Source organism: Nostoc sp. (genome assembly GCF_036917655.1).
GTDB lineage: Bacteria > Cyanobacteriota > Cyanobacteriia > Cyanobacteriales > Nostocaceae > Nostoc.
In genome coordinates, this window is record NZ_JBALCY010000034.1 from 24,485 (window position 1) to 46,374 (window position 21,890).

Here is a 21,890-nt window from a genome sequence, read left to right on the forward strand (position 1 = left end):
ACCGAACCGTATTGCTATGAGAACGAGGAAAGCCACACAGTTGAAATTATTTCTTAATAATCTTGAGAATAAACTTAGTTATATAACTAAAAGCCCACACTGTACCGGAGCAAAAGGACAGCGTGGGTAATTTATTCCTGTAACACGAATGACAGTCTAGCGGAACATACTACTGACTGAAGTATCTTCATGAATCCGCCAGATAGTTTCTCCTAAAAGATTAGCTACTGACAGCACCACTAGTTGGGGAAAGCGGTTGTTTTCTGGTATGGGAATCGTATTTGTAACAATCACTTCCTCAAACAAGCCGCTGGACAACCGCTCCATCGCTGGTGGAGAGAACACCGCATGAGTTGCACAGGCATATACCTGACGCGCTCCTTCTTCACGCAGTAATCGCGCCCCTTCAGCGATCGTGCCCCCTGTGTCGATCATGTCATCCACCAACACTGCCGTTTTGCCTTTAACATCGCCGATGACATTTAACACTTCGGCAACATTATGTGCCTGACGACGTTTGTCAATAATTGCCAGTGGAGCATCATTCAGTTTTTTCGCAAATGCCCTAGCTCGTGCTACACCACCAACATCGGGGGAAACAACCACAACGTCTGGCAGTTGTTTGCTTGCTAGATAATCCAGCAATACTGGCGAACCGTAAACATGGTCAAAGGGTATATCGAAATAGCCTTGAATTTGAGCCGAGTGCAAATCCATTGCTAGAACGCGGTTGGCCCCTGCTTCGGTGATCAAGTTAGCAACCAGCTTGGCGGTGATTGACTCTCTTCCTGCTGTTTTGCGATCGGCACGGGCATAGCCATAGTAGGGAATTACTGCCGTCACTTGTCGCGCCGAAGCTCGACGACAGGCGTCAACCATAATCATTAATTCCATCAAGTGATCGTTCACGGGTTGACAACATGGCTGGATTAAATAGACATCACAACCCCGAATCGATTCTTGGATTTGAACGTAAAGTTCTCCATCCGCAAATCTTTTGCGAATCATTGGCCCCAAGTCAAGACCCAGATAACGAGCGACTTCTTGAGACAGTTGTATATTGGCAGAGCCAGAAAACAGCCGCAGGCGATGATTATCGGTCAGTCCTGTTGCAGATGGTTGCACTTTGAAAGTTGCAGAACTGAGCACAGCAGATCCTCTATGTGCATTCATAGCAATATTATCATTGGAGATTTAATAGATTTAACCGAGAAATCGCCTAAAAAAACATCTGTGAGTTTTGTTGAAGCTTCCATACAAAATTTAAACATTTTCCCATAAAATTATCATTCGCTAACTGTCTAATTTTCTTGGTAAACAACCTATTGATAGCTGAACGGACATCAAGTCAGTTCACTAGGTCTATAGTTCAAGTTTTTTGGGTTGAGGTAAATAACCCCAATCTCTCAAAGATTGGTGTGATAGATTGCTTGTTTTAACTACCTCATTTATAACTGACAGTTGAGCATTTACAACTTAAGTGATATTGAACTTTGTTCTTAGATAGGAGAACACTTGCGGCTAAGTGTGTAACGGGTATCTGATTATATTCTATGATACTAGGGGAAATAAATAAACTGGCAGACTTAATTTTTAGTTTTAATTAACACAATAAATTTCCAGATTACATTGGTAGTTAACAAACTCTCTTGTGTGGGTTCTGGCGCAGGGCTGACAGCAGTTCCAAGCGGTCAAGGTAGTTCCTCGGCTCGCTGCCTCTTTGTTGATGTGCCGTGCCCCAGACAGCCAATATTGCTGTGGACAGTTAAGAAAGTTGCATAAGACCCTTGAAGCGTAACTTTGCGTATACTCCTAACTGGGGGTATACCCATTAGGTAAGGTAAAATATCGCTGCATGTAACTGTGTCGCCTCTTGGACTTAATCTTTGTGGGTGACTTCCTCCTCAGTTGCTACTACACTCAATCAATCGATCATGCAACCACCCATTACAGTTGGCACTGTCTTGCAAAACCGTTACCGCATAATTCAAATTCTCGGACAAGGAGGATTTGGTAGAACCTATCTGGCAGAAGACCAGAGGCGCTTTAACGAACTTTGCGCGATCAAGGAATTGATTTCAACAGCAACGGAGGCTTTGGCTTGGAAGAAAGCCCAAGAGCTTTTTCACCGAGAAGCTGCCATTTTATATCAAATCGAACACCCACAAGTGCCTAAATTCCGGGAAAGATTTGAGCAAGACCAACGCTTATTTTTGGTGGAGGACTACGTTGCAGGTCAAACGTACCGAACTCTGCTGGCTGAACGGATAGCTGTGGGTCAAACCTTCACAGAGGCTGAAGTATTGCAGCTGATAGAGTTGTTGTTGCCTGTTTTAGAGCATATTCACAGTCGAGGGATTATTCACCGGGATATCTCGCCAGAAAATATTATTTTGCGAGATAGTGACGCTAAACCTGTGTTAATTGACTTTGGGGTGGTAAAAGAACTGGCGACGCGTTTACGATCGCCAGAGAGGGCAATGCCAGAACCCACTGTGGGAAAATTAGGCTATTCTCCTAGTGAACAAATGCAAACAGGGGGAGCTTATCCTAGTAGTGACTTGTATGCATTAGCGGTGAGTGCAATTGTTTTGCTGACTGGTAAAGAACCAAGGGATCTATTTGACGAAAACCAACTAACTTGGAATTGGCAGCGGTGGGTAAGAGTGAATCCGCGATTTGCCCAGGTTTTGAATCGAATGTTGAATCATCTACCGAGCGATCGCTACCAAAGTGCTGCTAATGTATCCCAAGCACTGCAATCTCTGGCTCAACCTAGTGTTCCTACCCCTAATGTATCGAACTTGCAAACAATGGCTGTTGGTCGCCGTCCTGACCTAATACCACCACCAGCTTCGCCCAAGAAACAACCCGCTCCGGTGATTCCACCAAGTCCCACTAGCTCAGTCTTGGATAATCCTTTAGCGATCGCAGCAATTGGCACTGCTGTAGTGATCATTGCGGGATTCAGTTCTTGGTCCCTGGTCAGTTCCATCCGCAGTCAGTCAAAACCATCACCAAGCGAGACGCTTCCACAAAATTTCCCTTCACCAGTGATTTCTGGTGGTGCTACATTCACATCCACACCCACACCCACCAACGATCAACCTGTTGTATCTAGTCGGCGGCTGAATCTGGGAGCATCTAATAACACAGGCACGGTTAAAGATACTCTCAAAACAAATCAAATAATCCGGTACACTTTTTTTGGGCAGGAAGGTGACAAGTTAACTGCATTTATTGACCCAGGAAGCAGCGTTTTGCTAACAGTCTTCAGTCCCAATCAACAACCAATTGATCAGAATACCCAGCAAGTAACATCCTATGAAGGTACATTGCTGGTTACTGGTAGATATACTATTGAATTAACACTGCTTTCAGGAGTTGCCGAAAGCAATTACAACCTCAATGTTGCATTAGAAAAACCAGTTAAATCAACACCTACAGAAATACCTATCCCCATTCCCACAGAGACACCTATCCCAATTCCCACAGAGACACCTATCCCCATTCCCACAGAGACACCTATCCCAATTCCCACAGAAACACCCCTCCCATTTCCGACACAGACACCCTTCCCAATTCCGACACAGACACCCACCCCAACTCCGACAACTGGTGAAACGCCAACTTTTCCGCCGGCTGATGGAACACAACCATTTTCTGGCCAAAGAAATTAATGTTAAACACACTACTGATTACTGGAACTGATACCGAAGCTGGTAAAACTGTTTTAACAACAGCATTAGCAGCCTATTGGCAAAAATATTACCCGCAACGTAGCTGGGGAATCATGAAACCGATTCAAGCGGGGATTGGCGATCGCGAGTGGTATCAAAAGCTATTTGCCCTAGAACAATCTGCTGAAGAAATTACACCTTTGTACTTTGAAGCACCTCTTGCTCCTCCCATAGCAGCAGCACGGGAAAATCGCCGAGTAGATTTAGCTCTTGTTTGGCAAGCTTTGTCTAAGTTGCGATCGCATCGTGATTTTGTGCTTGTAGAAGCCTTGGGAGGGTTAGGTTCGCCAGTAACTGAGGAATTAACGGTAGCCGATTTAGCGGGAGAATGGCGTTTACCAACAGTATTGGTAGTGCCAGTTAGATTGGGTGCGATCGCTCAAGCAGTGGCAAATGTAGCATTAGCTAGACAATCGCGCATCAATCTCAAAGGCATTGTTCTGAACTGCGTACAACCTCGAACGGATGCAGAAATAGCCGACTGGACACCATACCAATTGATTCAATCACTCACTAACACACCAGTTTTAGGCTGCTTGCCCTATTTAGATAACCTGACTGATTTAGATAAACTTGCTCAAGTAGCATCAGATTTAGATTGGGAAACACTGACATTTTGAATTGGGCATGGGGCATGGGGCATTGGGCATTGGGGAAAAAGTAGCGAACGTCCAATCACTTTTTACAACTGGTGCAGTCACAGTTCTGACATAACTCGGTAATAGCTTTGTCAATAAGATGTGCAATGGTGAGGAAGAATGAAATTAACCTAACTTTAGTGACACACAAGGCAGGATTTACCTGCCTTATTTCATCTTTGGGACTAAAACACCACTTCATTAACAGCTTTCATCTGTGCGAAACATGAGTAGTTTAAAACGTTTTGCGTAAGTCCTGCGTTTTTAGAATTATCAAATGGTATTCCTTACCTGACGACACGCTGCGCGAACACACAATACATTTTTGTATTATTAAATGTCATCCAAGTGCCATGTCTTAGTCACAGAAACGTCACTGATATAAGTTACTTTGTCGGTACTTTATTAAAAGTAAATTATTTACGCCTGATATGATGATGCTTTCTTTTCTGGTGGCGAGTGCAGTCTGTAGCAACGGTAGTGAAGTGAATTTAGACTTTGCTAACCTTAGCTGGATTGACGTGATTATTTTAGGCATCGTTCAGGGAATTACAGAACTACTACCAATTAGCAGTACTGCTCATTTGCGGATAGTGCCAACTCTACTGAGACTGAAAGATCCGGGGTCTGCTTTTTCCGCAGCAATGCAGTTAGCTAGCTTGACTGCTGTTCTAGTCTATTTTTGGCAAGACTTAAAAAAATTAACAGGAGAGACAGTTAGAGCAATTAGCGGACAAGACTATCAATCTAGTTCTTTGCAACTGATGTTAGGCTTATTGCTAGGAACCTTGCCCATTGCTGTGGCTGGTGTGCTACTCAAACCAATTCTTAACGCCTGCAACTCACCAATACGAGGGTTAGTAGTTATTGGTGCGGCTTCAATTATTATGTCAGGATTGTTGGCGATCGCAGAAAAACGCGGAGGACGCGATCGCACTTTCGACAACCTCACCCTCTGGGATGGCATTTGGGTAGGGGTTGCTCAAGCTTTTGCCCTAATCCCTGGCGTTTCTCGCTCTGGTTCCACTCTGACTGCTGGGTTATTTTTGGGCATGGAACGGGAGACATCGGCGCGATTTTCTTTTTTGTTGGGCTTACCAGCCGTGATTTTGGCAGGTGCTGTAGAACTCCATGCTCTGACGAAAGCAGGACTGAGTACGGCTGGTTGGTTGACTTTGTTGGTAGGCTTAATCTCCGCCAGCATTTCCGCTTTTGTAGCAATTTGGGTACTCCTCCGTTACCTGGAAAAACGCAGTACCTGGATTTTTGTTTTCTACCGTTTTGCAATGGGTGTATTTTTAATAGTTGCTGTCATGGCTGGTTGGTTGCAGAATTGATTTTAACTGGTAGCTGATTAAGAAAATTCTGATGCTGATTCTTCGCCATTACCTACGATAAACTAAGTTAGCTGCACTTAAACTAGTTTGTCTTCATAATGGTTTCTACCTTTCCCAATTCCTCTTCTGTTGACCTATCTCGCATCCGACTGGCAATCCGCTCATTGCAACCGCAATTAGTAGAGTGGCGACGGCGACTGCATCAACAACCAGAGTTGGGTTTTCAAGAAAAACTGACTGCTGAGTTTGTATCACAAAAGCTGCAAGAATGGGGAATTGAGCATCAGACTGGTATTGCTCACACTGGGATTGTTGCCACCATCAAGGGTAACAAATTAGGTGCAGAGAAAGTTTTGGCGATTCGGGCGGATATGGATGCTTTGCCAATCCAAGAACTCAATGAAGTACCGTATAAATCGCAGCATGATGGAGTGATGCACGCTTGTGGACATGATGGACATACAGCGATCGCTTTAGGTACAGCTTACCATCTCCAGCAGCATCGCCAAGACTTCGCCGGTACCGTGAAAATTATTTTTCAGCCAGCAGAAGAATCACCAGGAGGCGCAAAGCCGATGATTGAAGCTGGAGTCCTGAAAAATCCTGATGTTGACGCGATTATTGGTTTGCACTTGTGGAATAATTTGCCCTTGGGAACAGTGGGTGTGCGGGCTGGGGCGTTGATGGCGGCTGTGGAGTGCTTTAACTGCACAATTTTGGGCAAAGGTGGACACGGCGCACTACCCCATCAAACTGTTGACTCTGTTGTAGTTGCTGCTCAAATTGTGAATGCTTTGCAAACCATTGTCGCTCGGAATGTTAATCCCATTGATTCAGCAGTGGTGACAGTAGGCGAACTTCATGCTGGAACCAAGCGGAATGTGATTGCTGATACAGCGAGAATGAGTGCCACTGTCAGGTATTTTAATCCTAGTTTGAAAGGCTTTTTCAACCAGCGTGTCGAGCAGATTATTGCAGGAATTTGTCAGAGTCAGGGTGCGAGTTATGACTTAGAATACTGGTCACTTTATCCACCAGTAATTAATGATATTAAGATGGCAGAATTGGTGCGAACTGTAGCAGAAGAAGTAGTAGAAACCCCGTTGGGTATTGTGCCAGAATGTCAAACTATGGCTGCTGAAGATATGTCATTTTTCTTGCAAGAGGTTCCTGGTTGCTATTTCTTTATAGGTTCTGCTAATCCAGAGAAAGATTTGGCGTATCCTCATCATCATCCCCGGTTTGATTTTGATGAGACAGCGTTGGGAATGGGTGTGGAAATATTTGTGAGATGCGTAGAGAAGTTTTGTAGTTAAGTCGATGGAAATTAGATGTTTTTAATTAAGTTAAATTTATTTGACTTTTTATGATAAATAACTATATAAAAAGCCGGAGTTTTTACCTCCAGCTTTATAGTTGATCGACATCTGAAATTAATTACTTTTGTGCCCATCTAACCAAATAAATAAATCAGCTAGAGATGAAATTCTCAAAAGTGCCCTTCCTAATGCTTCTAGCTTTTCCTTGTTTAAAACTTGAACTCTCTCAATAATTGAGGAATCTATTTCACCAAAACGTTCATTGAGTAAAGATATACAGAATATAACCGCTTCTTTTTGTTCTCCCTGTTGTTCGCCCTTCTGCAAAATATCCTGATAAATCACTGACTCCTGCATAAGATCCTCGCTCAATAACTGACGAATAAAATCCTTTTCAAATCGCAAACCTGCTAATATTTCTGTGTAAGCTGCGATATTCTGCCTTTTTCTATTTTGTATTTGCCGTTGTATATTAGCTGTCCGTTTTGCCAGAACATATACCCAAATTTATTGATGGCTAATGTTGATTTTGACACATTTTTTGTGAGTTATGGTGGTTGGCGTTGGTGAATTAGGAAAGTTCACGCAGAGGTACAGAGAGGAAGATTGAGGTTTTGTGGCAGCTGCCGATCTAACAAATGCGATCGCAAAAGCAGCAAACGCCACTGCCGATCTAACTATTGCGATCGCAAAAGCAGCAAATGCGACTACCGTTCTAACTATTGCGATCGCAAAAGCAGCAAATGTGACTACCGTTTTAACTATTGCGATCGCAATAGCAACAAATGCGACTACCGTTCTAACAAATGCGATCGCAAAAGCAACAAATGCGACTGCTGATCTAACAAATGCGATCGCAAAAGCAGCAAATGCGACTGCCAATTTAACTATTGCACTGGCAAAAGCAGCAAATGCGACTGCTGATCTAACTATTGCGTAGGCGTAGCTGGTCGTATATAGGACTTACGCATCAAGTACGAAATGTAGGGGCAATTCATGAATTTCCCCTACGGTAAATCAAGGCTTTCATATCATGTCCGCTTGATTGCTTATTAAACCCGAAGAACCCCACCCCTTAATCCCCTCCCCGCTCTTCGGGAGGGGAGACAAAGCATAGCTTTGGCGGGGTGGGGTGCAATGACTGTGGGAATCGTAACTAATTATGCGGACATGATATCACTGCCTTTTTGCGTAAGTCCTGATATAGCAATTCTCCTGTGGTCTGATATCTAATGGTAAAGCTGGTCATGCTTCAAAAATACAAGATGACGCGATCGCAGAAGTTGTGTTATAAAAACGGGCGATAGTCTTAAAATATCCGAAAGTCTTTACCATGAAGCTTTTTCGTTAAATACCTCTAAGAATTCATGAAAAATTATCTGTAATTTTCCATAATCGCTGACTTATACTCTAATTTTTCGTTAAATGCGTAATTCCTACACCAATGGCATCAAATGCTACTGTAAGCAATCAACCATTAGGGTTTAATCATCAGTAATCTTTAAAAAATAGAAAAAATTATGTTAAGTATCCCTATTAACCTAAATTTACCTCGTACACCCCATTTAATAACTTCTTTACCTGGGCCTCGCGCTCAAGCAATTGTACAACGCGATCGCGCCGTAACTTCTCCTTCTTATACGCGCGATTATCCGTTAGTTGTATCTCGCGGCCAGGGCTGTATGGTAGAAGATGTGGATGGCAATGTATTTCTGGATATGACCGCAGGTATTGCCGTTACCGCCACTGGACACGCCCACCCAGAAGTCGTCAAAGCAATTCAAGAACAGTCGGGGCGTCTGCTGCACATGTCAGGGACGGATTTTTATTATGAGCCGATGGTGGAACTAGCGGAACAACTAGCGATTCGCGCTCCCTTTCCTCAACCACAGAGTAACAGTGCATTCCCTGCAAAAGTATTTTTCACCAATTCTGGCGCAGAGTCTAACGAAGGAGCCATCAAACTAGCTCGATATTACACCAAGCGATCGCTAATCGTAGCCTTCTTAGGTGCATTTCACGGACGCACTTATGGGGCAATGTCTCTCACGGGTTCAAAAGCAGTGCAGCGAGCGGATTTTGGCCCTTTACTTCCTGGCGTTACTCATATCCCCTACGGCACTCACGCTAGCTTAGATTACCTGGAAAAACAGCTATTTGGCACAATTTTACCACCGCAAGAAGTAGCAGCGATCGTCGTCGAAGCGATTCAAGGAGAGGGTGGCTACATCGTACCAGAGGATGGTTTCTTGCAGCGGATTCGGGATATTTGCGATCGCTACGGTATTCTGATGGTAGTGGATGAAGTGCAAGCGGGAATGGGGCGGACTGGTCGCTTATTTGCGATCGAGCATTGGGGTGTGATGCCTGATATCATTACCACTGCTAAAGGTATTGCCAGTGGTCTGCCTTTAGGAGCGATACTTGCTAGACCAGAGTTAATGACTTGGCCTCCTGGTTCTCACGCTACCACATTTGGCGGTAATCCCGTAGCTTGTGCTGCCGGTATTGCCACACTGCGACTGCTGGAAACTGGTTTGATGACCAATGCTACCCAGATGGGAGAATTATTACAAGCTAGTCTTACCGAGTTGCATCAAAGATTTCCGAGAGTATCGCCGCCACGAGGTAAGGGTTTGATGGTTGCGGTGGACTTATTGGATCAACAGGGTAATCTTGATCATAAATTGCGCGATCGCATTATCCAAGAAGCTTTTTTACACGGTTTATTATTGCTAGGTTGCGGTAAAGCAGCAATTCGTTTCTGTCCCCCTCTAGTTATCGACAGCGACCAAATTCACATAGCCCTTCAAATTATTAGCGAGATTTTAAATTTTTAAAAGATAAGTGGGACTTGTACAGACGCGATTAATCGCGTCTCTATTGTTAACTAATGACAAATGACAAATCTATATGAAACTATATGAAACCCGAAATAGCCCTTAATTTATGGAAATTACTTTGGCAAGAATACAGCACAAGAGTAAATTATGCCCGTACCTACCAGCAAATGATAACTGCTGCGGGTGGGACAGTCGCCAACGACCACATCGCCTTTCGGTCTTTGCGTTTATTAGTAGATAGTCCACAGGGTCAAGTTAACTTGGGAATTGATTACCTTGGGCAACTTGCAGAAGCTTTAGGTTACATGGTGGCTGGAGAGTATAATTTTCCTCAAACTCATCTGTATGCCCGTCATTATCGTCATCCACAGCAACAGGAATTTAACTTACCCAAACTCTTTATCAGCGAGTTGATTGTCGATGAATTGCCTGCTAATATTGTTCAACTCATATCTAAAACAGTATCTTCAATCCCAGGCGAACTGACCTTACCCCTTATTGTTCTACAAAAAGACGGGAACATTGAAACCATCGCCAAACAACTCCAGCAAATCTTCACCCGCCCTTGGCAAACTCCCCAGCGTTCTGTTGTCGAAGAAGTGAATCAGGTTACTCAGTATGGGGCTTGGGTATTGCTGCACGGATATGGTGTCAACCATTTCACAGGCTACGTCAACGGACAGAACACCCCAGAATATCCAGACATTGATACTACCGCCAGTGCTTTGGCTAACCTGGGTGTGCCGATGAAAGCAGAGATAGAGGGAAATATTGCTTGTGGTTTGCGGCAAACTGCAACTCAAGCAGTAAGGTCAATGGTGACAGTGTTAGATGATAACAGTGGCGCAGAAATTCAGATCCCTTGGACTTACGCTTATTATGAAATTGCCCAGCGCTATGTAGTGGAAGTAGAATCTGGAGGGCAGGTACTTTTCGATGCTTTTTTAGGAAGTAATGCCCAGCAATTATTTGAAATGACTCGTCTATCTAAATAGCCCAGAGTTGTTAGTCTTCACTTTAATAATGATACAAATACGTTGGTAAGGGCATGGCAATGCCCATTGGTGTCAACTTAACCTAAAAACCAGTCTAGACAAAGCTTTGATAGATTCCCTCGCCAAGAGTCTCTGGCTGGGAATGCCCTCTGTGAGGCTTTGCCTCCTTTATTAGCGGCAGAGCCGCAATGAAGTGCATTTTCAGCCAGAGGCTAGAAACGAGAGTTTTCTATCGTTTCTAGATTAAATTGACACCAATGACAGCTGTGCTACCCTACAGCAAATTGCTGTAAACCTTTAGAAGGTGAAAGTTGTTCTCAGCGTCCCAATGATTGCATCATCGTTGTTGCCAGCAATTTGACCAGGATTTGTTAACCAAATTACCCCAGGCGTGATCGAGATGTTGTCGGTTACGCGATACTTATAGAAACCTTCAAAGTGGTATGGTTTATCAGCAGTGTTACCTCCAACATAAGGTTCAATACCTGCGAAAATTCCTAAAACGTTGCCCTTCTTACCTAAGTCTGGGAGGGCTACCCCAGCTCCATAACTCCAAACTTGAGCATTATCATTAGCACCAAGTCCTGTGATGTCGCTGTAAACCGCAAAGCCACTAATCGACAGTTTATCACTCGGTTTGAAAGCAGCTTCAAAGCCGTAGGAATTACTTAAATATGGATTGCCAGCACCGACAAAGTTAGCTTGTGCAGTACCGACTACACCAGTTGTTGTACTTGCAGAGCCTGCATCGAATAAAACAGTGCCACCATTATGATAACCGTGGACGTAGGTTGCAGCTAAGGTGATGCGATCGCCTAATTTTAAGTTCAACTGTCCTAAAGCAGCATAGTTACCCTCAAATAAACCCGTATTTAGACCAGGGTTATTCGCTTGAGATCCCAAGTAACCAAGGGTTAATGAAGGTTGGAAGCCACCGCCACCTTTACCAAAGGCTAAGTTAACGCCGACACCAGCACCGCCGCCAATCCGATAGATTGGGCTTTCGGAGGCAAAGGTAGACAAAGCACCGTTACCGCCATCATAATCCTCAAAGTATGGGTTGACAGTAGGAACGTAATCGCTTTGAATACCTCCATAAGCAGCAATGTATACTTGGGAGTTGCCAACGGGGAAGTAATAGGATAACCAGTCTATAATGACACTGTTGTTACTAGTGCTGCCGATTTGAAAAGTTTGTGTGCCTTCAGCAGTACGGATAGTAGAGCCATCATTCCCCACTTGATTAAACGCTAGGGCATTACCGGCTGCAAGACGGGTGTGTAAAACGTCTTTACCAGTAAAACTGGTTTGCAAGTCTAAACGTACCCTATCTTGGAAGACAGTATTGTTAGCATCGCCAGTGTTACCGCCAAAAATATCACTAACGGCAAAAATAGCTTCACCGACCAATTTTGTAGTAGTTGAAAACTGATTAGCTTCTAGTTCAGCAGTCCGTGCTTCTACAGCATCTACTCGACCCCGCAGAGTTGCGAGTTCTGCCGAGAATTCCTCTTGCAAACGCTGGAGGGTGGCCAAATCCTGTTTTGTCACTAAGTCACCAGTTGCAGTGGCAATCAGTTCATTAACCCGATCTAAACAAGCATTCAAACCTGCGGCAAACTCATAACGAGTCAATGCCCGGTTGCCACGGTAAGTACTATTGGGGTATCCAGCAATACAACCATAGCGTTCAACCAGGGATTGCAAAGCTTGGAATGCCCAGTCCGTCGGCTGTACATCAGAAAACTGAGAAACCGATGTGACTTGAGACAGTGAATTCTGGTTCTTGTCTTCGCTACTGTAGCGGTTAACCTCTTCTAAAACCTTATTATCATCAGTCTTTTGAGCAACCAATTGCTGATTAACTTTTGGTTGCTCTGTTTGAATGAATATTGAAGCAGCAGAAGCTATTGGTGCTTCTGTCTGAGTAACTTTTGCCTTTATATCTTTAGAAGAGCTTACTACTTCAGCAGCCATAGCCCTAGCGCAAACCAACACCGTCACTCCCAAAACTACTGGACTTAGTACCAGAGTTTTCCACAATAGATGAGACATTTTTTTATTTTCCTTTCCCAAAAAAGACCCGAAATCAGTGGGTTCAAGAAAAAGAGAACGAGCAGTTATTCAACTTGTTGAAAATCTTATCAGATTGCAGTAACTGAAAGATATGTCTCACAAAAATTTTCCTGATGAAGAATCGTAAAGTCTTGGAGATACTTTGTTTGCCAGATTAAGAGCTTATGGTTGAATTTCGCTCACCTTTGTGCCATTTCTGGACTTAACTTTCTTGTTTTTGATCCTGATTTGTGGTAAATCCTTTTTATCTTTGTAAAAGTAACATATTTCAACTAGAGTTGGCCATATTTCTAGAGATCCATGAAATTGGCTAATAACATCGTCAATAATTCTGGAAACGTTTTGCTGAAAAAAGTCAGGTTCAAACCCATAAAATACTCTCGATAAGTTCTCAGCAAATAATTGCAGGGACTGCTTACGTTCTTCATTCTGGGTAGACATTGAGGCTTTAACTACCTGGCTGTGGATAGCAGAGATTTTTTCCAGGATTTCCTCAGAGTCTAGCAACGTGACCTCACCAGAGTAATCAAACTTGATTCCCAGGTCATCAAGATGATAAACACTGCTTTTAATCTTCTTTTTCAGTAGGCTACATATTTCCTCATTAAAGAGTTCACTAGCCAAAGGATTACGCATATAATTATTTCTAATATGGTTCTGAACAGCATCAACGTGTGCAGCTACAATGCCCTCTTGCTGTATCCAAATCCTGTAGATATAATCTTCAAATCTAAGCCTAGTTGGAAAAAAAGGTGGTAGACCTAGCTGATTATCATATCCAGCGACTCCACAATCCATTCTCCAGTTTTTGTTGGTAATGACAGGTCTAAAGTTGGTAAGAATATAAAAATCATTCAGGTCATTTGGACTAATTTGGTTTTCATCATTGAGATACATATGAATAAAATCAAGTGTATCGATATCATTAGTTCCTGTGCGAAAAGTTTGGGCAATCTTAACGATCGCATTATTCAAGACTCTTCCCTGTTGTAATACGAGGCTATTTTCTCGAAAGTAGCCCTTGGTTGTGTTGGTTTCTAAATCCATTGCTGTATCAACAACCAATTCTCCAGCCTCGAAGTTTTCCGGTACATGGCTGGCTTTTTTACCTAGAACATCACCGAAAGCTGTGAGTAAGTCAAAAGATTTATGGACAAAGCCGCCTTGTTGGGTGGACTTGATCAGTTTACCTCGACATATCTCATCGCCTGTTAAAGATTCTGGACTAGTTTCAATTAATGCATCTGGTCGCATATCGTCATCTGCACTAACCATTAAATGACCAAGGGTATACATCAGCGTGAAGTTGCGATTTCCGCCATAACTAGGTCGGAATAAGTTTTTTACTAGTGATTCAAGCTTGCGATCGCGCAGTCTTTCATTTAAAAATGTAATAAATTCCTCTTTCTGTTGAGGACCGACATAAAACACGTCATTGACAGTCTTAGTCTGTTCTAAAAGTGGGTAATATTTCTCGTGGTTGGCAATGCTGGAATCATCAAAGACGATAATTTTTAAAGCATGACCATTTGCCCAGAAGTTCTCATCATATTTTTCGATGGTCTCTGCTACATCTCTCAGTCGATGAGTTGGAATAACAAATATCGTCTCTTTTTGTTTCATAAAATGTGTTCAGTTTTATCAAATGAAATTTCCAAACTTCAAACTCTGTCTAAATATTTAAACCTTCTCAGACTACCAATCACTGCATTGCTGTTGTTGCACTTACATCAGGATTAGTCAACCAAATTAAACTGATATATCGCTACCGATTTCCAGCTTATTTTTACTCACTTCCAACTGTTTCCAGAGTGCCTCCAGTTGAGAGAAAGCTTCTTCTGTAGATAGTTTTCCACCAGTTTCTAAACTAGTAATGTAGCTAACTTTTTGAGCAAAGTCACCTATTTAGGACTGTAGTCAGAGCAATTGAGTGCTTGTTGAGTTAGAGCAATGGCAGGGTGTACTGCACACTTTAGATAAGAGTTGTTGTTAAAAAATTGGCAGTTTTTACAGGGATGTTGCTGTAAATGTTTGATGCTTACTATTTCATCTTTATCTTGTCCTGCATTTTCTGGGGGATCTTCTAGTGCTTTGCAGACAGATGAAACGATATAAACGACAATTGCCCAAACGATCATGAAGGAAATGTGAGCCAAAAATATCGCTACAAAAGGAATATCTCCTTCATGTGGTTTTGGATCATTATGTGTTGTCTTCGCCAGATTTGATTCAATTAGGGTGGACTGATGAACACTTTTTTGGGCGGATACATCAAGTCGCAAAAGCTCCGAAGTATGCATATTAAAAACCTTTAGTTAGTCGAACTCAGATTCTGTAAAGGTCATCTAAATTAAACATCTTCAGAAGCTAGCGAGAAACTACTACTTTGCTTGCTTTCCATCTCAGGTTTTGGAAGAGATTTGTCATTTAAAATGAATCAGAAGGATTGAGTGTTTGTAACTTTTCTTCACTTGCTGCCTGATTGCTAATTGTTTCCATATCAATGTTATTACTCCAAGGAGAGGTAATAACTTCAATTTTATGAATTTGGATTAATCTGCAATAGTTGAGGACAACAGTACCCCAAGCGGTAGTTTCTGGCTTCATCCGAGTAACCAAAAGTAGAGAAACTCCTGCTGTTAACCAATCTCCTTGTAATATGGGTGGAGCTTCAACAATTACAATCGATTCAGTGGGAATAGTATGATTGGCTCTAATCCTTTGCCCACCCATAAACAGAGTTTCGATAAAAAATATCTGATTGCCTTTAGAGTGAATATCACTAATTTCGCCCTTAATTTGGGTTGTAATCGTAGCACCTAAATCTTTAATCATCTTCGGGTCAGGTGCATGATAATAGAAGAAGTAAATGTTCATCTATCTAATAATATGTGAAATTGAAACTATTTGGTACATCTGAGTCATCTGAATTAACAGATTGGCTGGCTGTTGGTCGAGCTTCCAGTAAGCAACTGTTAAGCGAATAGTAAACAGAATGAATTTTCTTAAGAGTGACTTTGAGAGCAGGAACCATCATCGGATCGGTTGCTACTGCTAAAATGTAGTCCCCAGCGAAAATAGTAGGATTATCTGTTGCTGAAAGGACTTGATCATCTCTTAAAATTCCTAGAAAAGCGCATTGCTCAGGCAACTGAATTTCAGTTAAATCAATGCCACAATAAACGCTATTAGCTTGGATTAAAACACCAAACAAACTTGGTTCTAAAGCTTTTTTATTTTTGAACACAAAATATTTTCTAACTCTAATAGTATTGTGCAGTATTTCATCCACAAAATATTTTTTTATAGATATATTTTACAGATATATAAAATGGATTAGATAATTATAAATAGGCATATATTTAGAGATATAGGCTTATATCATATCCACCAAATTACCCATAATAAAAGAACCCCACCCCCAACCCCTCCCCGCAAGCGGGGAACTCGGGGCCCCCTCTGGGGATTAGGGGCAGGGAGACAAAGCGTAGCTTTAGCGGGGTGGGGTTCTTTGGGTTTAATCAGTAATCAAACGAACATAATATAGGACTCATGTTTGATTTTTGAAAAAACTCAGTACAACTCAAAGAGGCTTCTTCCCTACTCCCTACTCCCCACTCCCCACTCCCAGCCTACGCAAATAATTTCAGAAATCAAATCGGATTGCTATATTACTTAATCATTCATGAAAAACGAGATCCCCGACTTCTTTAAGAAGTCGGGGATCTAAACCTTAGATAATAATTCTGAATAGTAGAGATGCAAAATTTTGCGTCTCTACTATTTCCCATACCTTTATTTCTTAATCTGATCCAGAGCTAAATTCAGCTTCAACACATTAACCCCAGGCTCACCAAAGATGCCGAGAAAGCGACCATCGGTGTTTTGAGAAATCAAAGTTTCCAGTTGGTTCGGCTGAAATCCTCGTGCCTTGGCCACGCGTGCAATTTGTGCGATCGCAGCTTCGGGGGTAATATGGGGGTCAAGGCTGGAACCAGAGGTGTAGATTAGATCGCCAGTTGGCTGTACACCCGCTTTTTTCAGACGAGTCAAGTCACCTTCAATTTTTTTGCTGGGGTCGGGGTCATCTTTACCTTTGATGCGTTCCAGTAATGCGGGATTACTGGGAGCCAAGTTACTAGCACCAGAAACCCCAGTTTTCAAAACTCCCCCATCGTCCTTTTTGGGATCAGCTGTGCTGTAACTAGTGGTACTGGGACGGCTGTTAAAATAGCGATCGCTAGTAAAAGGTTGACCAATCAAGGCAGAACCCACAACTTGACCGGCGCTATTTTTCAGTAGACTACCGTTTGCTTGAAACGGAAACACAATCTGTCCAATAACAATCATCGCCAAAGGATAAATAATTGCCCCGATGACCCAAAGTACCAAGGTAGAACGAACAGCTCTACTAGCTTCGCGTGCAAAACTCATTAAAATTTCTCCGGTACAAACATGACAAAAAATAAATAGATGGAAAGCCCTAGCGTCACCATTCCTAACAGTCCCAATCCCCAAGATTGACTGCGGGAAAGTTGTTCACCAGTAGCAGCATAGACTATAGGTGCAACCACTAGGTTGAAACACATCGCCAGGAACAAATACAGTGGCAGTTTTTGTCTACGCCATTGACACCAGATATCAGTTATTTCTTCAACTACTTGGGATGCAATAATAGTGCGTCGAATCTGAACGGGTTTCATAGTAAATTAAGACAAAGGTAAGATAATATCTATCAGTTTGATGGCAATGAAGGGAGCAATGATGCCACCTAGCCCATAAATCAAGATGTTGCGACGTAGCAGTTGATCTGCTGTTAAAGGTAAGAACTTCACCCCTTTGAGTGCTAGCGGAATTAATGCCGGAATAATCAAGGCGTTATAAATCAACGCCGAGACGATCGCAGATTGGGCACTCTTTAATCCCATAATATTAAGTGCGCCGATTCCAGCAGCTGCAAAGATAGTGGGAATGATCGCAAAATACTTGGCAATATCGTTAGCGATCGAGAATGTTGTCAAGGCTCCACGGGTAATTAGCAACTGTTTACCTATGGTTACTAGGTCAATTAGCTTCGTGGGGTCAGAGTCTAAGTCCACCATGTTAGCAGCTTCTTTAGCAGCTTGCGTCCCAGAGTTCATCGCCACACCCACGTTTGCCTGAGCGAGGGCGGGTGCATCGTTAGTACCATCCCCGGTCATTGCCACCAGTTTACCCTGAGCTTGTTCGGAGCGAATCACCTCAATTTTGTCTTCTGGAGTCGCTTCGGCAATGAAATCATCCACCCCAGCTTCTTCAGCAATTACCGAAGCCGTAATTCGGTTGTCACCTGTGAGCATGACGGTGCGAACACCCATGCGGCGGAGTTGATCAAACCGTTCCCGCAGTCCAGGTTTCACAATATCTTTGAGGTAGATGACACCATAAATTTTGTCATCTTGGCAGACAGCTAAGGGTGTACCGCCTAAGCGGGAAACTCGCTCATAAGCTGCATCTGTATCATCAGGAACCTGGCCGCCACGGGAACGGACAAACCCTTTAATAGCATCTACTGCTCCTTTGCGAATTTGTTTGCCATCGGGTAGATTCGTGCCACTCATCCGGGTTTTCGCCGAAAATTCCACACCTTCGGCTTTGTCGATATTAAAATCTACCGCAGCCTGAGACTTTTCTGCCAATATCACAATTGACTTGCCTTCTGGTGTTTCATCAAACAAGCTAGCAGCTAGGGAGATTCGCGCTACATCTTCTAGTGAGTGATTATCTAGAGGAATAAACTCATCAGCCATCCGATTACCCAAGGTGATAGTGCCTGTCTTATCTAACACCAAGGTGTTGATATCGCCGCAGGCTTCTACTGCTCGACCGGAGGTAGCAATGACGTTAAATTGGGCAACCCTATCCATCCCGGCAATGCCGATCGCACTGAGCAAACCACCGATAGTTGTGGGAATTAAAGCTACCAGTAACGAGATGAGAATCGCAACGCTAGCACCCGCACGCAAACTGTTTCCCGCCTCAACCCCAAACGCTGTGCTGATAAAGCTGGCGATGTAGCCCACGTAGGGAGGGATGGTTGAGACTACAATCAAGAACACCTGCGTTAGCACTGCCAACAATACCGTCAAAGCAATTTCGTTGGGAGTCTTGGTGCGTTGCGCCCCTTCTACCAGGGCAATCATCCGATCGATAAAGCCTTGACCAGGATCAGCACTAATGCGAATTGTCAACTCGTCTGAAAGTAGGCGTGTACCTCCTGTCACCGAACTGGCAATATCTGTACCTGGTTGCTTCAATACAGGGGCAGATTCCCCAGTAATCGCCGACTCATCCACTGAGCCGATGCCTTTAATCACATCCCCATCGGCGGGAATCATATTATTTGCAATCACCTTAACCAAATCGCCCCGCCGCAGTTCTGTAGAGTTGACTTGTTGTACAGAACCATCAGGGAGGACTTTGTTAGCGATCGTATCCGATCGCGTCGATCGCAGTGAATCAGCCTGGGCTTTGCCGCGTCCTTCAGCGACGGCTTCGGCAAAGTTGGCAAAAACGAGGGTGAAAAAGAGAATGAAGGTAATCAACCCGTTTAACAAGCGTTGTTGGTTGATATCTGCCTGAACTGTGCCAAACAGATTTGGGTTAAGGGTTACTAATAAGGTGACAATTGTCCCCACCCAAACAACAAACATAACTGGGTTTTTGACAGTAATTCGAGGATCGAGCTTGATAAATGACTCACGAATTGCTCTCTGGTAAAGTCCCCGCGTATCCACCTTAGGGGTGTGCTTGCGTGAGTCACGAGTTCCAGATGGAATACGGGGTGAAGGAGAATCAGTAGTAGTTGGCATACATTAATATCAGAGCAATCTGACTGAATCCAAAATCCAAAATCTAAAATCCAAAATTCTCTCAACCGATGCCTTTGGCGATAAAAAAGGCTTCAGCGATCGGACCTAATGCCAGCACTGGGAAAAATGTGAGTGCGCCCAAGATTAAAATCACGCCTGCGGTAACGCCTGTAAATAGTCCGGTGTCGGTTCGCAATGTCCCAGTTGTGTAGGGAACAGCTTGCTTACGGGACATGCTATCGGCTAGCAACAGCAGACCGATGATTGGAATATAGCGTCCTGCCAGTAAACTGAAGCAGGTACTCAGGTTCCACCAGAGGGCGGTTGCGGTAGTTTTGGCGCCTGTAGCGATCGCCAAAGGAGAAGGTTGGGAATCGCCTAAACCTTCAAACCCAGAACCGTTGTTCGCAGCAGCCGAGGCATATTCGTAAATCACCTGAGAAAAGCCGTGAAAGCCGGGATTGCTAATTCCTGCCAGTTGGTCAGGAAAAGCTAAGGCGATTCCCCCCGGAATCAAAATTGCGATCGGGTGAACTAGCAAAATTAGAAAGCTAGCAAGGACCACTTCACGCTTTTCAATCTTGCGTCCCAGAAATTCTGGTGTGCGTCCCACCATCAAACCTGTGACGAATACCGCCAGGATGCTATAGGCAAATAAGTAAGCTGTTCCAGTACCCTGTCCACCCCACATGATTTGCAGGAACATATTCGAGAGAAAAATAAAACCACCGGCGGGCATAAAGGAGTCGTGGAAACTGTTGACGGCTCCGCACATTGTTCCGGTTGTACTTACCGCAAATAATACAGATTGTGCCCAACCAAATCGGACTTCTTTACCCTCTAGGTTCGGTTGCTGACTGCCCAAAAGCGTATTTACAGCCGGATTCCCGTTGTATTCACCAATAGCGGTGACAATCAGAAATCCGAGAAAAATTACACCGACCATGCTGTAGAGTAACCAGGCTTGTTTGGTGTTATTGGCAAACAAGCCATAGGTATAGATCAGGGATGTGGGAATGGAAAGCATTGCCACAATCTGAATTAAATTAGTAAATCCACTGGGATTTTCAAAGGGGTGTGCCGAGTTGATCGCAAAAAAGCCACCGCCGTTTTCTCCTAATTGCTTGATAATTTCAAAGTGGGCAACTGGACCACGAGCGATCGCCTGACTGATATTCGGATCTTCTAAGGTAGGGAATACAACTGCACCCGCCAGTGTTTCGGGAACGCCAGCTGCCATCAAGACAATGCCGCCCACAATACAAATAGGCAGCAAAATTCGGGTAATCGAGCGAATTAGGTCTACATAAAAGTTACCCAACGATCTACCCGTCAATCCCCGAATAAAGGCAATTCCTACCGCCAAACCAGTTGCAGCAGAGGTGAACATATGGTAGCCCAGCCCGAACATTTGACTACCGTAGCTCAAGTAGGTTTCACCAGAATAATGCTGCTGGTTGGTATTAGTAATAAAGGAAATCGTGGTATGTACTATGGTGTCCCAGGTTGGGGCATCTATTTTGGTCGGGTTAAGCGGTAGCCATCCTTGATTTGCGATCAGGAAGAAAATCAGCAACATCATGACTACGTTGCTGTACAGGATTGCTCGCGCATACTGCCAACCCGTCATGTTTTCTTTATTTGTAACGCCAACCAAGGCATACAGGAGTCGCTCAACCGGATTCAAAACTGGGTCGAAAAAAGTACTTTGCTCTAGGTATACACGCGCCATGTAGCGCCCAAAAAATGGAGTTATCGCTACTACAATTAGTAGCGTTAGTGCAATTTGAATCCATCCTTGTAGCATTGGATTATTTAAACTCCGACATGAATAAATTTCAGATCAATATCAGATATTTTTTGCCCCGAATCAGAAAAAATAATCAAGTATATTGGCATTATTATTAGCTAACCTATAACTCTGGGCTTCCTAATCAATCATCGGGCTTTTTGTGAGGGAACACAAGGTATAAATTGATATTTAAACTAGCCTATACAAGGAATATATTTATATATATACACAAGTCTTCAGAGCGTTTATCTTGATATATATCTGCAAATATAGAAGGACAGCTAAATGCTAAACAAACA

General features: G+C 43.3%; 19 protein-coding genes. 7 read left to right on the plus strand and 12 right to left on the minus strand.

From position 1 onward, the window contains the following. Positions 1-156: 156 nt before the first annotated feature. The gene (locus V7K30_RS14645) at positions 157-1,173 is read right to left on the minus strand and encodes a ribose-phosphate pyrophosphokinase (RefSeq protein WP_335000304.1); all 1,017 of its coding nucleotides are present in this window, start codon (positions 1,171-1,173) and stop codon (positions 157-159) included. Between the two features lie 761 nt (positions 1,174-1,934). Between V7K30_RS14645 and V7K30_RS14650 the strand changes: the two genes are divergently transcribed. The 4 genes from V7K30_RS14650 (at position 1,935) to V7K30_RS14665 (ending at position 7,031) form a co-directional block, all read left to right on the plus strand. Beyond that, entirely contained in the window at positions 1,935-3,680 is a 1,746-nt protein-coding gene (locus V7K30_RS14650) for a protein kinase domain-containing protein (RefSeq protein ID WP_335000306.1), read from the plus strand. Then, on the plus strand, positions 3,680-4,360 hold the full coding sequence (gene bioD, locus V7K30_RS14655; RefSeq protein ID WP_335000308.1) for a dethiobiotin synthase: 681 nt from the start codon (positions 3,680-3,682) through the stop codon (positions 4,358-4,360). The genes V7K30_RS14650 and bioD overlap by 1 nt, the downstream gene beginning before the upstream one ends. A gap of 449 nt (positions 4,361-4,809) precedes the next feature. After that, positions 4,810-5,715, plus strand: coding sequence for an undecaprenyl-diphosphate phosphatase (locus V7K30_RS14660; RefSeq protein WP_335000310.1), 906 nt, complete (start codon positions 4,810-4,812; stop codon positions 5,713-5,715). A 98-nt stretch (positions 5,716-5,813) separates the two neighbouring features. Further along, the gene (locus V7K30_RS14665; protein ID WP_335000312.1) at positions 5,814-7,031 is read left to right on the plus strand and encodes a M20 family metallopeptidase; all 1,218 of its coding nucleotides are present in this window, start codon (positions 5,814-5,816) and stop codon (positions 7,029-7,031) included. A 117-nt stretch (positions 7,032-7,148) separates the two neighbouring features. On the opposite strand, the gene V7K30_RS14670 is transcribed toward V7K30_RS14665, so the two are convergent. Next, a complete protein-coding gene (locus tag V7K30_RS14670) occupies positions 7,149-7,391 on the minus strand; it encodes a DUF4351 domain-containing protein (protein ID WP_335000314.1) in 243 nt (80 codons plus the stop codon). A gap of 259 nt (positions 7,392-7,650) precedes the next feature. Between V7K30_RS14670 and V7K30_RS14675 the strand changes: the two genes are divergently transcribed. The 3 genes from V7K30_RS14675 to V7K30_RS14685 all read left to right on the plus strand — a co-directional run bounded on the left by V7K30_RS14675 (position 7,651) and on the right by V7K30_RS14685 (position 10,872). Further along, positions 7,651-7,974, plus strand: coding sequence for a hypothetical protein (locus tag V7K30_RS14675; RefSeq protein WP_335000316.1), 324 nt, complete (start codon positions 7,651-7,653; stop codon positions 7,972-7,974). A gap of 580 nt (positions 7,975-8,554) precedes the next feature. Further along, positions 8,555-9,874, plus strand: coding sequence for an acetyl ornithine aminotransferase family protein (locus V7K30_RS14680; protein ID WP_335000318.1), 1,320 nt, complete (start codon positions 8,555-8,557; stop codon positions 9,872-9,874). 83 nt (positions 9,875-9,957) lie between these two features. Beyond that, positions 9,958-10,872: a DUF1338 domain-containing protein gene (locus tag V7K30_RS14685; protein WP_335000320.1), complete on the plus strand. Its 915-nt coding sequence runs from the start codon at positions 9,958-9,960 to the stop codon at positions 10,870-10,872. A gap of 297 nt (positions 10,873-11,169) precedes the next feature. Here V7K30_RS14685 and V7K30_RS14690 read toward each other — a convergent pair whose 3' ends face one another. The 10 genes from V7K30_RS14690 to kdpA form a co-directional block, all read right to left on the minus strand. Beyond that, a complete protein-coding gene (locus V7K30_RS14690) occupies positions 11,170-12,927 on the minus strand; it encodes an iron uptake porin (RefSeq protein WP_335000322.1) in 1,758 nt (585 codons plus the stop codon). 183 nt (positions 12,928-13,110) lie between these two features. Further along, a complete protein-coding gene (locus tag V7K30_RS14695) occupies positions 13,111-14,571 on the minus strand; it encodes a hypothetical protein (protein WP_335000324.1) in 1,461 nt (486 codons plus the stop codon). Between the two features lie 126 nt (positions 14,572-14,697). Continuing rightward, the gene (locus tag V7K30_RS34255; RefSeq protein WP_442941068.1) at positions 14,698-14,853 is read right to left on the minus strand and encodes a DUF7219 family protein; all 156 of its coding nucleotides are present in this window, start codon (positions 14,851-14,853) and stop codon (positions 14,698-14,700) included. Continuing rightward, entirely contained in the window at positions 14,850-15,248 is a 399-nt protein-coding gene (locus tag V7K30_RS14700; protein WP_335000326.1) for a hypothetical protein, read from the minus strand. Before V7K30_RS14700 ends, V7K30_RS34255 begins: the two co-directional genes overlap by 4 nt. Positions 15,249-15,375: 127 nt before the next feature. After that, the gene (locus V7K30_RS14705; protein ID WP_335000328.1) at positions 15,376-15,825 is read right to left on the minus strand and encodes a hypothetical protein; all 450 of its coding nucleotides are present in this window, start codon (positions 15,823-15,825) and stop codon (positions 15,376-15,378) included. A 4-nt stretch (positions 15,826-15,829) separates the two neighbouring features. Further along, on the minus strand, positions 15,830-16,240 hold the full coding sequence (locus V7K30_RS14710) for a TrkA C-terminal domain-containing protein (RefSeq protein WP_335000329.1): 411 nt from the start codon (positions 16,238-16,240) through the stop codon (positions 15,830-15,832). Between the two features lie 503 nt (positions 16,241-16,743). Further along, complete coding sequence (gene kdpC / locus V7K30_RS14715; protein WP_335000331.1) at positions 16,744-17,382, minus strand: K(+)-transporting ATPase subunit C; 639 nt, start codon at positions 17,380-17,382, stop codon at positions 16,744-16,746. Beyond that, on the minus strand, positions 17,382-17,651 hold the full coding sequence (locus V7K30_RS14720; RefSeq protein ID WP_335000333.1) for a potassium-transporting ATPase subunit F: 270 nt from the start codon (positions 17,649-17,651) through the stop codon (positions 17,382-17,384). The genes kdpC and V7K30_RS14720 overlap by 1 nt, the downstream gene beginning before the upstream one ends. A 6-nt stretch (positions 17,652-17,657) precedes the next feature. Next, positions 17,658-19,799: a potassium-transporting ATPase subunit KdpB gene (kdpB, locus tag V7K30_RS14725; protein ID WP_335000334.1), complete on the minus strand. Its 2,142-nt coding sequence runs from the start codon at positions 19,797-19,799 to the stop codon at positions 17,658-17,660. A gap of 61 nt (positions 19,800-19,860) precedes the next feature. Continuing rightward, on the minus strand, positions 19,861-21,606 hold the full coding sequence (gene kdpA / locus V7K30_RS14730; RefSeq protein ID WP_335000336.1) for a potassium-transporting ATPase subunit KdpA: 1,746 nt from the start codon (positions 21,604-21,606) through the stop codon (positions 19,861-19,863). Between the last annotated feature and the right edge of the window lie 284 nt (positions 21,607-21,890).